The sequence below is a fragment of the Streptomyces sp. NA02950 genome (assembly GCF_013364155.1).
Classification (GTDB): domain Bacteria; phylum Actinomycetota; class Actinomycetes; order Streptomycetales; family Streptomycetaceae; genus Streptomyces.
In genome coordinates, this window is sequence record NZ_CP054916.1 from 880,691 (window position 1) to 894,207 (window position 13,517).

Consider the following 13,517-nt stretch of genomic DNA (forward strand, 5'->3'; position numbering starts at 1 on the left):
CCCGATGTGACCAGTCCCCTCCCCGACCCGGCCGACTCCCTCCCCCACCGGGCCGTGCCTCCCCGGCCCGCCCCCGCACCCGCTCCGCGCCGTGCCCTGGTCGCCAGTTCGGTCGGCAACTTCATCGAGTGGTACGAGTTCGGCGTCTACGGCTTCTTCGCGACCGTCATCGCCGCCAACTTCTTCACCCCGGACGGCGCAAGCGAGCTCGAGGGCCTGGTCAAGACCTATGCCTCGTTCGGGCTCGCCTTCTTCTTCCGTCCCATCGGCGCCGCCGTCTTCGGGCGGGTCGGCGACCGGATCGGCCGCCGCCCCACGCTGATCCTGGTGCTGCTGCTGATGACCGGCGCCACCACACTGATCGGTCTGCTGCCCACGTACGCCACGGTGGGGGCCGCCGCGCCGTGGCTGCTGACGCTGCTGCGGGTGCTCCAGGGCCTGTCCGCGGGCGGGGAGTTCGGCGGTGCGGTGTCGCTGATGACGGAGTTCGCGCCGCCGGGCCGCCGCGGACTGTACGGGGCGTGGCAGTCGTTCACGGTGGCGCTGGGGCTGCTCGCGGGCGCCGGGGCGGCGGCGGTGCTCGCCACCGCGCTGAGCGAGCGGGCGCTGCACGACTGGGGGTGGCGGGTGCCGTTCCTGCTCACCCTGCCGCTCGGGCTGGCCGCGCTGTGGCTGCGGCTGCGGCTGGAGGAGACGCCGGCCTTCCGCGCCGCCCCGCCGGTGGCACGGGCGGCGGAAACGGCCGGCCGGGGTGAGGTGGCACGTGCGGTGGTGCTGGGGGCCGGGCGCATCATGGGCTGGGCCGCGGCCGGTTACACCTTCCTGGTCGTCCTGCCGTCGTATCTCCAGAGCACCCTGGACGCCTCCTTCCGGCAGGCGCTGATCGCCACCGTGGTGGCCAATCTGGGGTTCGCCCTCTCCATCCTCCCGGCGGGTCTGCTCAGCGACCGGATCGGACGGCGGCCGGTGATGCTCACCGGGGCGGCCCTGGTGGCCGTGCTCGCCTTTCCGCTGCTCAACCTGGTGCAGGATCCCGGCAGTTCGGCCCTGGTCCAGGGGGTGGCCGTGTTCGTGGCGGGGGCCCTCGTCGGGCTGATGGCGGGGCCCGGTCCGGCGATGCTCGCCGAGATGTTCCCGACCCGGGTCCGCTGCACCGGGCTGGGGCTGGCGTACGCGCTGTCGAACGCCGTGTTCTCCGGATGCGCCGGGCTCGTCATCACCGAGGCCATCAAGAGAACCGGCGACGCGGACATCCCCGCGTACTACGTGACGGTCACCTGCGCCGTCAGTCTGCTCGCCCTGCTCACCCTGCGCGGCGGCCACCACCGCGGCGCGCTGCGCGAAACCACCGGAACACCGCCCGTGCCCGGGACACCAAGGACACCGAAGGAGACGTCATGCGGGTGATCGGACTGATGTCGGGGACCTCCCACGACGCGATCGACGCCGCGGCCGCCGATCTGGTCCTCGACGGCGACACCCTGATCCTGGCCCCGCTGGGACTGGTCAGCGACGCCTATCCGGACGCGCTGCGCGGCGCGCTGCGGGCCGCGCTGCCACCGTCGGCGACCACTCTGAAGGAGGTGTGCGCGCTCGACACCCGGATCGGCCAGGCGTTCGCCGCGCTCGCCGTACGGGCCGACCGGGAGCTGTGCGGCGGCCGCGCCGATCTCATCGCCTCCCATGGCCAGACCGGGTACCACTGGACCGAGGACGGCCGGGTGCACGGCACCCTGCAACTGGGGCAGCCCGCCTGGATCGCCGAGGCCACCGGCGTACCGGTCGTCTCCGATCTGCGCTCCCGGGACATCGCGGCGGGCGGCCAGGGCGCTCCGCTGGTGAGCCTGGTGGACGCGCTGTGGCTGCACGGACGGCCGGGGGTGTGCGCCGCGCTGAACCTCGGCGGTATCGCCAATCTGACCGCGGTGCCGAAGGCCGGTGCTCCGCTCGCCTTCGACACCGGCCCGGGGAACGCCCTCATCGACGCGGCGGCCGCCGAACTGACGGAGGGACGGCTCGGCTACGACGCGGACGGGGCGATGGCGGCGCGCGGCGCGGTCCATCCGGAGCTGCTCGGGCGGCTGCTGACGGAGCCGTACTACGCCCGGCCAGCACCCAAGACCACCGGGAAGGAGCTGTTCCACACCGCGTATCTGCGGGCCGCCCTGGCCGAAGCGGGACCGGTGGCACCGGACGATGTGCTGGCCACGGTCACGGAGCTGACGGCCCGTACGGTGGCGGACGCGGCCCGGTCGGTGCATGCCACCGAGGTGATCGCCTCGGGCGGTGGCATCCGCAACCCCGCGCTGATGACAGCGCTCGGCCGGGCCCTGGGCGGGATCGCGCTGCGGACCTCCGATGAGCTCGGCCTTCCGGCGGCCGCCAAGGAGGCGTACGCCTTCGCCGTACTGGGCTTCCTGACCGCCCACGGTCTGGCGGGCACCGTGCCGGGCTGCACCGGCGCACACCGTCCGAGTGTGCTCGGCTCCCTCACCCCGGGGCGGCGCCCGCTGCGGCTGCCGGAGCCGGGGCGCAACGCGCCGTCCCGGCTGGAGATCTTCCGGCGCTGAACACCGGAGCCGGATGTCCTGGAGCGCGGACCGGATCAGAACGGGTGAACGCGGGTAAACTCAGCGTAGTTGACGGGGGGCGAGGGGCGCGTGGGGGAATCCGGGATGGGCGTCGGCCTCAGAGGCCGCAGCGGGATCATCAGTCTGACCGAGGAGTGTCTGCGGCTGCCACCACCGGCCGAGCGGCCGGTGATCACACTGCTCGGCCCGCGCGGCAGCGGGGCCAGTGAGGCGCACAGCGCGCTGATGGAGCGGTTCGGCCCCGAGCATCCCTTCGCCTATGTGAATCTCGGCGGGGAGCAGCCGCTGCTGCCGCGCTACGCCCTGGCGCTGCTGGCCCGCCAGTTGGAGCGCAAGCTGCCGCGGTACCGCCGCTCCCACTTCCCCCGGCTCACCCTGGGTCTGCTCGCCTCCGACCACCAGTTGCGGATGACCAGTCTGGCGGAGGGGCGGCGCACCATCCGGCGTGAGCTGGACGCCTTCCAGGAGCAGGCCGAGGCGCGGTACGGCGACTACCTGGCCGCCTTCTTCGAGGTGGCCGGAGGGGCGGTGGGCGCCCCCGACGGGGCCTCGACCGCCGCGCTCGCCCTGCTGCGGGATGCCCTGCGGCGCGGTCGCAGACGGCTGCCGGGGCGCAAGTTCACCGGCAGCGCCACCTGGTACGGGGGCCACCGGCTGCTGCACAGCCGGGATCCGTGGGAGGCGCTGGTGGAGCTCAACTTATGGCGCCACGAGGGCGACGCCCATGATCTGGAGCGGCTGGACCACGTACTGTTCTCCGCTTTCCTGGAGGACTTGCGGAGCAACACGGACCGCTCGTTCATGCCGCGCTCGTATCTGCTGCTGCTCGACAACTCCCATACGGAGTACGGGCGTCGCTTCCTCGATCTGCTGATCCGCTCGCGTCATGACGACGCCGTGGTGGCGGGTGCCGTCTGCGATCCGCTCACCGTCGTGGCCAGCTCCAACCGCTGGCTGCCGCGCTGGGGTCCGGCCACCGGCGACCAGTGGCCGTGGCAGCTGCGCGGCCCCGACCGGGCCTCGCTCACCGACTGGCAGGAGCACCGGCCGACCCGCGACAGCGACGACACCTGGTGGTATCCGCTGCGGCTGCGCGACCTCAATCTGGACGAGGTGCGCATCCGGATGGAGCTGGAGCTGCGCCACCACCCCGATCTCGCGCCGTTCACGCGGCTCGCGCCCTTCGTCCACCGGCTGACCGCGGGGCTCCCCCGGGCCGTATCGCAGGTGCTGGAGGTGTTCCGGCAGTCTGATCCGCCCGCGGAGGACGGCTTCGAGCAGGACCGCTGGCTGCGTACGCTGCCCGACCGCACTCTGCGGAACGGCGAGGACACCCGTTCGCTCGCCGAGACGGCCCTCGGCCATCTGCTGAAGGGGTTCGACACGGCGCAGCGGGCCACCCTCGCCGAATGCGCGGCCGCCCGCGATCTGTCCGTCGGCACCCGGCTGCTCGGCTCGGGCGAGTCGCTGTTCGGCGAGATCCGCGACCGCTGGCTGCTGCTGAGCCCGGGCACGGTGACCCCGGCGCTCCACCCGTGGCTGCGGCGGCTGCTGCTGTGGCGGCTGGCCGGGCGCCCGGAGGACTGGGACACGGCACACGAGCTGCTGGCCGAGCACTTCCGGGCCGAGGGGCACCCGGTCCATGAGATGTACCACCGGCTGGCGTCGAAGCGGATCGACGAGGTGACCGGCCATCTGGTGGCGCGGTTCCCGGTGGTGCCCGCGGCCCAGTGGATCAGCGAGTTCAATACGATCACGGCCGCGCCGGGCCGGTTCCCGGCGGCGGGCGGTCCACTCGATCTGTTCGCCGGACTGGCCCCGGAGGAGCCCCCGGAGGCGGTCACCGCCGCGTCGGTGATCCGGGAGCTGATCACCGCGCGCTGGGTGTGGAGCGATCCGCTCGCCGATCCCGGCAGACGGCTCAACGACGTGCTCGCCGACGGTTTCAACCAGCTGTCGCGGCTGAGGAGGAACGACATCGTGGCCCTGTTCAACGAGGCGGAGCGATACCGCCACTGGCGCCATCCGCTGACCTCCGCCGGTGAGTGGTGAGCCCGGTGCCCAGACTCGAGTGGCCGCTGCACATCGTGCGCCGGGTGGTGGCGGGGGTGGTGGTCGTCGCCCTGCTGGCGGTGGCGGTGCCGCTCACCGTGCACTGGATCCAGGAGAAGCGGTCGCGCTGCGGCGCGGGGGTGGTGAAGCAAGGTGACGGGAGCGAGTGCGTGGGGGTCACCGACGGCTCGTACACCTTCGCCGGTCATCTCGGCGCGGTGGAGAAGAAGATCAAGGCGGAGAACGACCGGGTGACGGAGCACGCCGACGAGGATCCGTACGTCAGCGTCGCCTATATGACCTCCTTCACCCTGACCGACGACGACAGCAACTCCGAGGAGTCGGTCCGGCATGAGCTGGAGGGCGCCTATCTGGCGCAGTACCGGCACAACCGCGGCGATCTGTCCTCCACCCCCAAGATCCGGCTGCTGATCGCCAACATGGGGAGCAGCGCGGCCCACTGGGAACACACCGTCGACGAGCTGATCGGCCGCACCGGGGCACCCGACAATCTGGTGGCGGTGACCGGGCTCGGCCCGAGCACCGGCCGGACCCTGGAGGCGCTGCGGCGGCTCTCCGACCACGGCCTGGCCCTGGTGGCCAGCACCATGACGGCCACCAACATCAAGGGCATCAAGGGGTTCGTGCGGGTCTCGCCGACCAATGTGGACGAGGCGCGGGCCGCTTCCGCCTATCTGAAGGAACAGAAGGTCCGCACCGCGGTGGTGGTCCAGGACGACGCGAAGGGCAACTACTACGCCAAGACACTGGGCGAAGCCTTCACCGATGTCTTCCAGGGCAAGGGCCACCGGCTGGTGGCGGACCGGATGACCTACGACTCCTCGGTGCGCAGCGCCTGGCAGAACGAGCTGCGCTATATGCCGGGCCAGCTGTGCGACCAGAAGCCGCAGGTGGTGTATTTCGCGGGCCGGGGCCGTCATCTGACGCGATTTCTGGACTCGCTGGCCAACCGCCCCTGCCAGGGGCGGAAGTTCACCGTCATCGCGGGGGACGACACCACCAACCTGACCGCGCGGCAGCTCGCGCACGCGGCCGAGAGCGGGGTGCGGGTGCTGTACACGGGGCTGGCCCACCCGGACATGTGGCGGCAGGATCGGCTCCATGTGTCCGGTCCGTCGGCCCGCCACTTCCAGGCGGGCGGCTCGCTGGACCGCTGGTTCCCCAGTGACCCCCGCTACGACGGGCAGGCCATCATGGCGCATGACGCGGTGCTCACCGCCGCCCAGGGGATCCAGATGGCGGCGGGCTGGCAGGGCGAGGTGACCGGGGACGCGGTGGCTCGGATGTTCCACCAGATGGACGGCCGTCAGCAGGTGGCGGGGGCGAGCGGTTTCATCTCCTTCCGGAACGACGGCAATCCGCGGAACAAGGCGGTGCCGATCCTGCATCTGACCCAGACCGGGCGGTCGGAACTGGTGGAGGTGTCGGCGCCGCGCGGGGAGCCACCGCGCAAGCAGTGACGTCCGCCCGCGCCGGGGCCCCTCAGTCGTCCGGGATCTCCATCCGGCGGCCCTTGGGCAGTTGCTGCTCGAACCAGACCACCTTGCCGGTGCTCAGCCGGGTGGCGCCCCAGCGCTGGGCGATCTGGTTGACCAGGAACAGCCCGCGGCCGCCCTCGTCGCCGGGCCGGGCGTGCAGCATCCGGGGCACGAAGGGCGAGTCGTCGCCCACCTCGCAGCGCAGCACATCGGTGCGCAGCAACCGCAGCGACACCGGGCGGCTGGCGTAGCGCACGGCGTTGGTCACCACCTCGCTGACCATCAGCTCGGTGGGTTCCAGCAGGGATTCCAGCCGCCAGCGCTGGAGTGTTCTGCGGGTCAGCCGCCGGGCCCGGCCGGGGGTCTGCGCCTCCGGCTCCAGGAACCAGTACGCCACGTTGTACGAGGGGATGCCGTGGAAGCGGGCGGCGAGCAGGGCGATGTCGTCGTCCCGTTCGCTGGGTCCGACACCGCCGACCACCGCGTCGCACAGCAGCTCCAGCGGTGGCGGGGTGAGCACATGCGCGGTGGCGTGCAGCCGGTCGCGCAGCAGCTCCACCCCGGTCCACACATCGGTGTCACGGGACTCCACCAGCCCGTCGGTGTAGAGCAGCAGGGTGGCGCCGGTGGGCGCGTACATCTCCACGGTCTCGAAGCCGACACCGCCCACGCCGATCGGCGCGCCGGGCGGCACTCTCAGCACTTCCCCGCGGCCCTCGGGGTGCAGCAGCACCGGCGGCGGATGGCCCGCGTTGGCCACCTGGAGCCGGTGTGCGATGGGGTCGTAGATGGCGTAGAGACAGGTCGCCATGTGCTGGCTGCCCAGGCGCTGGGCCTGCTCGTCGAGGTGGTGCAGGACCTCGTCGGGGGTCAGATCGAGACCGGCCAGCGTCTGCACGGTGGTGCGCAGCTGGCCCATGATCGCGGCCGAGGTCATGGAGTGGCCCATCACATCGCCGATCACGAGAGCGACGCGGTTCCCGGGGAGCGGAATCGCGTCATACCAGTCGCCGCCGATCCGTGCCGTTTTCGATGAGGGCAGATACCGGCTGGCCAGCCGTACGCCCATGGGCTCGGGCAGGGAGGACGGGAGCATGGTGCGCTGGAGCGCGTCGGCGACGGACGCCTCGCGTCCGTAGAGCACCGCCTTGTTCATGCCCAGCGCGGTGTGGGTGGCGAGCTGGGAGGCGACGAGCAGATCGTCCCCGGTGAAGGCCGGGCGGTCGTCGTGGCGCACCAGGACGGCGGCGCCCAGCACATGGCGGCGGCCGCGCAGCGGAGCGATGATCAGCCGACGGCCGGGCGGTACGGAGCCGGGGCCGCCCACGTCCGCGCCCAGCAGTTCGGCCGCAGCGGCGGCCACACCGGGGTTGTCGCAGAAGGCGGGCCGTCCGCTGTTCAGCAGATCGGCGAGACCACCACTGATCGTCCGCAGGGTGGAGTCGCGCGGCGTCGGCCCGGTGGGGGGCAGCCCGGTGGCGGCCGTGATCACCCCGGGGGTGCCGCAGGGCGCGGGGTCATTCGGGTCCCAGGCGCCGACCGGGCCGGTGGTGTGCGGGCGCAGGACGAGGGGGCCGGGTGACTCCTCGTCCCCGGCGGGCAGCGGATCGCGCAGATGGACGACGGCGGCGTCGGCGAAGGCGGGGACGGCGGCCCGGCACAGCTCCCGCAGGGTCTCGTCGAGGTCCATACCGCGGGCGATCTGCCGGGTCGCGGTGTCGAGGTAGCGCAGCCGGTCGGTCTGCGTCTCCGGCCCGTACGGCGGCTCCCCCCGGCCCTCCTCCGCGGTGACGTCGGGTGGCGGATCACTGCCGGCGTGGGCGCGCTGAGGTGGTGGCTGCGGGGGCTGCGGGCCGCCCGGTCCGGCGGCCGGGGGCTGCTCACCGTGGCCGCGGAGCGCGGCCCGCCCCTGGGTCCGGCCGGTGGGGTGGTCCGGGCCTTCGGGGGGAGGTGGGTGAGCCATCACACGAGTCGTTCCGTCCGGTGGGGGCCGCGGCGGGCGGCCGCGCGGCCTCAGTCGCCTCGTCTGCAGTGGAGGAAGATCTGTTCCTCCGGCGGCACGTCCGAGGTCGCCGGGGCGTAGCAGTGGGAGGTCTCGTCCAGAATCTCGAAACCGGCCGTCTCGATGACCCGGCGCAGGTCCTCCCGCAGATAGCCGGAGACACGAATGGTGTGGTGCAGGAACGGGATCGCGTAGTCGTCCACGTCGGCCTCCACCATCGACAGGGCGAACAGCCCGCCGGGGACCAGCAGGCGGCGGATGGTGCCGAGGGCGTAGGGGATCTCGGCCCGCGGCAGCATCAGCAGGGAGAAGAAGGCGGCGACCGCCTCGAAGCGGCCGAGGTCATGGAGGCCGCCGGGGCGCAGATCGGCGAGGTCCAGCCGGTGGAAGACCGCGCCGGGGACATAGGCCCTGGCCAGCCGCACCATCCCGGCCGACAGATCGACGCCGACGACGCGCAGCCCCGCGTCGGTGAGCTGGCGTGCGGTCGGCAGCCCGGTGCCGCAGCCCAGATCCAGCACCCGGGATCCGGCCGGAAGCGCGCCGATCAGCCACTCCCCGGCGGCGAGCTGGCCGTCCTTGTGCGGGAACGCCTCGTCGTAGCGGGCGCCTATGGCATCGAATGCCTCGGCCTGACCGGTGCGGTCGAGTCGTATGTCCTCGTAGCCGGTATCGCTGGTCCCGTTGCTCACGCATACATCCTTGAGGTACTCGGTACCCAATATTTTCATAATGCTCCCGGTTTGCGCTATGACCGGATCGCGGGCGGGACCGCGGGCCGGACCGTGTGTTCCCGGGCGTGCGCGGGTCAGCCATCACCGCCCTTCGGCTTCTCCTCGTCGACGATCTCGGCGTCGACGACCTCCTCGTCGCCCGCACCGGCCCGGCCCTCGCCGTCGCCGGAGCCGCCCGTCCCGGACGCCCCTCCCCCGCCGTCGGACGGCGGCCGCGCCTGGGCGTAGATCGCGGAGCCGATCTTCTGCCCGACCGCCGCGGTGCGCTCGGTGGCCTCCCGGATCGCGGTCGTGTCCTCGCCCTTCAGCTTCTCCTTGAGGTCCGCGACGGCCGTCTCCGCCTCTTCCCGGACATCCCCCGGCACCTTGTCCGCCTGGTCGCGGAGCAGCTTCTCGGTCTGGTAGACGAGCTGCTCGGCCTGGTTGCGGGTCTCGGCGGCCTCGCGGCGCCGGTGGTCCTCCTCCGCGTACTGCTCGGCCTCGCGCATCATGCGGTCGATGTCGTCCTTCGGCAGCGCGGAGCCACCGGTGACGGTCATCCGCTGTTCCTTGCCGGTGCCCAGGTCCTTGGCGGAGACATGCATGATGCCGTTGGCGTCGATGTCGAAGGCCACCTCGATCTGCGGGACCCCGCGCGGGGCCGGCGGCAGACCGGTCAGCTCGAACATGCCCAGCTTCTTGTTGTACGCCGCGATCTCCCGCTCCCCCTGGAAGACCTGGATCTGCACCGACGGCTGGTTGTCCTCGGCCGTGGTGAACACCTCGGAGCGCTTGGTCGGGATCGTGGTGTTGCGCTCGATCAGCTTGGTCATGATGCCGCCCTTGGTCTCGATACCGAGGGACAGCGGGGTGACGTCCAGCAGCAGGACGTCCTTGACCTCACCCTTGAGCACACCGGCCTGGAGGGACGCGCCGATGGCCACGACCTCGTCCGGGTTCACACCCTTGTGCGGCTCCTTGCCGGTCAGCTCCTTGACCAGGCCGGTCACGGCGGGCATCCGGGTCGAGCCGCCGACCAGGATCACATGGTCGATGTCGGAGGTCTTGGCCCCTGCGTCCTGGATCGCCTGGTGGAAGGGAGCCTTGCAGCGCTCCAGGAGGTCCTCGGTGAGCCGCTGGAACTGCGAGCGGGTGAGCTTCTCGTCCAGATGCAGCGGGCCCTCGTCCGAGGCGGTGATGTAGGGCAGGTTGATGGCGGTCTCACTGGCCGCGGACAGCTCGATCTTCGCCTTCTCGGCTGCCTCGCGGAGCCGCTGGACCGCCATCTTGTCCTTGGCCAGGTCCACCCCGTACCCGTTCTTGAACTGCTTGATCAGATGGTCGACGATCCGCTGGTCCCAGTCGTCACCACCGAGGTGGGTGTCGCCGTTGGTGGCCTTGACCTCGACCACTCCGTCGCCGATCTCCAGCAGGGAGACGTCGAAGGTGCCGCCGCCGAGGTCGAAGACCAGGATGGTCTGGTCGTGCTCCTTGTCCAGCCCGTACGCCAGGGCCGCGGCCGTGGGCTCGTTGATGATCCGCAGCACCTTCAGCCCGGCGATCTCGCCCGCCTCCTTGGTGGCGGTGCGCTGGGTGTCGTTGAAGTACGCCGGGACGGTGATGACGGCGTCCGTGACGTCGTCACCGAGGTATGCCTCCGCGTCGCGCTTGAGCTTCTGGAGCACCCGGGCGGAGATCTCCTGGGCGGTGTAGCGCTTGCCGTCGACGTCACCGGTGGCCGGGAACCGCCACCCCGCGTCCTCCATGTGGCGCTTGACCGAGCGCGCGGTGCGCTCCACGTTGGTCACTGCCTGACGTTTGGCGACCTCGCCCACCAGCACCTCGCCGTTCTTGGCGAACGCCACCACCGAGGGGGTGGTCCGGGCACCCTCGGTGTTGGTGATGACGGTCGGCTCACCGCCCTCCAGGACGGACACCACCGAGTTCGTGGTTCCCAGGTCGATACCGACTGCGCGGGTCATCACAGCCCTCCTCCCGATCTGCCTTCAAGTATCCCAAAAGGGAATTTTCAGGCTTGGCTCGGGCTTGACGAGGATCGACCCGCGAGGTCGGGCCATCCGCGCTCGCCCCGGCACGCCGCGCGATCACTCCCGCAGGTGGTCGATCTCGCGCATCCGGTTGGTCGCGTCCAGGGCCGCGACCTTGTAGGACTCGGCGAACGTCGGGTAGTTGAACACCGCGTCCACCAGATAGTCGACGGTTCCGCCGCACCCCATCACGGCCTGGCCGATGTGGATCAGCTCGGTGGCCCCGGTGCCGAAGCAGTGCACTCCGAGCAGCCGCCGGTCCTCCGGAGAGACCAGCAGCTTCAGCATGCCGCTGGAGTCGCCGAGGATCTGGCCCCGGGCCAGCTCGCGGTAGCGGGACACCCCGGCCTCGAACGGCACTCGCGCCTCCGTCAGCTGGTCCTCGGTCCGTCCGATGAAGCTGATCTCCGGGATGGTGTAGATCCCGATGGGCTGGAGGTCGTGGATCGGGTTCACCGGCTCGTCGCACGCGTGGTACGCCGCGCTCCTGCCCTGCTCCATGGAGGTGGCGGCGAGGGCCGGGAAGCCGATGACATCGCCGACGGCGTAGATGTGCGGGACGGCCGTGCGGTAGTGCTCGTCCACCGTGATCCGGCCCCGCCGGTCGGCCGTCAGACCGGCCCGCTCCAGCTCGAGCCCGTCAGTGAGGCCCTGGCGGCCCGCGGAGTACATCACCGCCTCGGTGGGGATCTTCTTCCCGCTCTCCAGCACGGTCAGCGCGCCGCGCGGATGCCGCTCGACCGCGGCCACCGTCTCTTTGAAGCGGAAGGTGACGGCGAGGTCGCGCAGCCGGTACTTGAGGGCCTCGACCACTTCGACGTCGCAGAAGTCCAGCATCCCCTCGCGCTGCTCGACCACGGTGACCTTGCTGCCGAGGGCGGCGAACATCGAGGCGTACTCGACGCCGATCACCCCTGCCCCCACGATCACCATCGAGCGCGGCACCCGCTCCATGTTGAGGACGCTGTCCGAGTCCATGATGGTCCGCTCGTCGAACTCCACACTCGACGGACGGGCCGGGCGGGTACCGGTGGCGATGACGATATGACGCCCGGTCAGCAGCTGTTCCCGGCCCTCGGGGTCGGTCACGGCCACGGTGTGGTCGTCCATGAACCGCCCGGTGCCGGAGAACATCGCCACGCGGTTGCGGGTGAGCTGGCTGCGGACGACCTCCACCTCACGGCCCACCACATGGCGGGTACGGGCCGTCAGATCGGCGACGGTGATCTCTTCCTTGAGCCGGTAGCTCTGGCCGTACAGATCTCGCTGGGTCAGACCGGTGAGATAGAGCACCGCCTCACGCAGGGTCTTGGACGGCACGGTCCCGGTGTGCAGGGAGACTCCGCCGACCATCTCCGGACGGTCGACGACGGCCACCCGCCGACCGAGTTTGGCTGCTGCGATGGCAGCCTTCTGGCCGCCGGGGCCGGACCCGATCACAAGCATGTCAAAGTCGGTCACGGGAAGGAGTCTGGCACCGGGAGGACCGACCCGGAAGAGCGGTCCCCGCCCAACCTCTGGCGGGCGCACCGGACATGGCGGGGCCGCGAAGGACTCGAAGGGGTCACGGCGGAGGCGGCCAGAGCCTGCCGGTGCGGTCCCTGGCCAGCGGGGTGAGGGAGGCCAGCAGGACCAGGGCGACCAGGCCGGTCGGCAGGGCGGGTGCGGCCCGCGCCGCATGGGCGATCAGCAGTCCCCCGCAGGCCGCGCCCGCGACCAGGGCGGCCAGCAGCGACAGGTCCGCCCAGCGCACCCGGCGGCCGCGGGCCGCCTCGACCAGCACTCCGGTCAGGACGCCGGTGAGATACGTGGTGGAGAAGCCGGGCGGACAGACCGCGCGCACCAGCCCGCTCTGGCCGCCCATGGCCAGCGCGGCCACCGCGAGCAGCCCCAGCTGACGGCCGCCCGCGGGGTGGCCCCCGGCGGTGTCCCACACCACCCAGAGCACACCGAGGGCCAGCAGCTCCACCGCGAGCGCCCAGCGGGCCCGCCGGGCCGTCCGGCGGCCCCGGACGATCCGGCCGCTCATCAGGGCGCCGGTGACATAGCCGCACAGCGCCACCGCCGCGTCCCGGGCGAGATGGGGGTCATGGGCGCCGGTCGACAGGCCGAGCAGGGAGAGATTGGCGGTCATGACGCTGGTGAAGACGCCACCCAGCGCCAGAAAGCTGATCGCGTCCATCGCTCCGGTGGCCACCGTCAGCGCCACGGCGGCGGTCAGTCCGCCCACCCGGTGGGCGCGGCCCCGGCGCCGTCCGCCCGGCCGTCCGCCCGGTGCGGGTGCCCCCTCGGTCACATCTGCCATCGGCACTCCTCCGGCCGCCCCGCGGGTGCCCCCGCCGCCGGACCGGAAACAGCGGAGGGGAAACGCGAAGGGGGCTCGCGGCCGGGAAACACGGCCGGGAAACAGCGGAAGATCCGCTTCCGCAGACCCCCGGGACGACCTCGGAAAACCCCCTGGAGCTGACAGTCCCTCAGGAAATAGCGCCGCCGAGTCCGGGTACGCCCCCTTGCCAAACCGAGATAGTACGTGTTCGGATTATCCCCATCGGGCCCCTACGGCCTCTGTGAAACCGCTGCTCAGACCCGGTGCCACGGGTCGAGATCGGTCT

General features: G+C 71.6%; 9 protein-coding genes. 4 read left to right on the forward strand and 5 right to left on the reverse strand.

Features of this window, described 5'->3' with window-relative positions; all coding sequences use genetic code 11:
* The first annotated feature begins 54 nt into the window (after positions 1-54).
* From HUT19_RS03590 to HUT19_RS03605, 4 genes are all read left to right on the forward strand, one after another.
* Positions 55-1,407 (forward strand): MFS transporter, encoded by a 1,353-nt coding sequence (locus tag HUT19_RS03590; protein ID WP_176186439.1) that lies wholly within the window; start codon positions 55-57, stop codon positions 1,405-1,407.
* Positions 1,398-2,570, forward strand: a complete 1,173-nt coding sequence (locus tag HUT19_RS03595; protein ID WP_176179025.1) for an anhydro-N-acetylmuramic acid kinase — start codon at positions 1,398-1,400, stop codon at positions 2,568-2,570. The genes HUT19_RS03590 and HUT19_RS03595 overlap by 10 nt, the downstream gene beginning before the upstream one ends.
* A gap of 105 nt (positions 2,571-2,675) precedes the next feature.
* Complete coding sequence (locus tag HUT19_RS03600) at positions 2,676-4,643, forward strand: hypothetical protein (protein ID WP_176179026.1); 1,968 nt, start codon at positions 2,676-2,678, stop codon at positions 4,641-4,643.
* Between the two features lie 5 nt (positions 4,644-4,648).
* Complete coding sequence (locus HUT19_RS03605) at positions 4,649-6,124, forward strand: ABC transporter substrate-binding protein (protein ID WP_176179027.1); 1,476 nt, start codon at positions 4,649-4,651, stop codon at positions 6,122-6,124.
* Between the two features lie 22 nt (positions 6,125-6,146).
* Here the strand turns inward: HUT19_RS03605 and HUT19_RS03610 are convergent, their stop codons facing one another.
* The 5 genes from HUT19_RS03610 to HUT19_RS03630 form a co-directional block, all read right to left on the reverse strand.
* Positions 6,147-8,105, reverse strand: coding sequence for an ATP-binding SpoIIE family protein phosphatase (locus tag HUT19_RS03610; protein ID WP_176179028.1), 1,959 nt, complete (start codon positions 8,103-8,105; stop codon positions 6,147-6,149).
* Between the two features lie 50 nt (positions 8,106-8,155).
* On the reverse strand, positions 8,156-8,836 hold the full coding sequence (locus HUT19_RS03615) for a class I SAM-dependent methyltransferase (protein WP_254885419.1): 681 nt from the start codon (positions 8,834-8,836) through the stop codon (positions 8,156-8,158).
* Between the two features lie 116 nt (positions 8,837-8,952).
* Positions 8,953-10,839: a molecular chaperone DnaK gene (dnaK, locus tag HUT19_RS03620; RefSeq protein ID WP_176179030.1), complete on the reverse strand. Its 1,887-nt coding sequence runs from the start codon at positions 10,837-10,839 to the stop codon at positions 8,953-8,955.
* Positions 10,840-10,962: 123 nt separating this feature from the next.
* Complete coding sequence (gene sthA / locus HUT19_RS03625) at positions 10,963-12,366, reverse strand: Si-specific NAD(P)(+) transhydrogenase (protein ID WP_176179031.1); 1,404 nt, start codon at positions 12,364-12,366, stop codon at positions 10,963-10,965.
* A gap of 103 nt (positions 12,367-12,469) precedes the next feature.
* Positions 12,470-13,210, reverse strand: a complete 741-nt coding sequence (locus tag HUT19_RS03630; RefSeq protein WP_176179032.1) for a YoaK family protein — start codon at positions 13,208-13,210, stop codon at positions 12,470-12,472.
* Between the last annotated feature and the right edge of the window lie 307 nt (positions 13,211-13,517).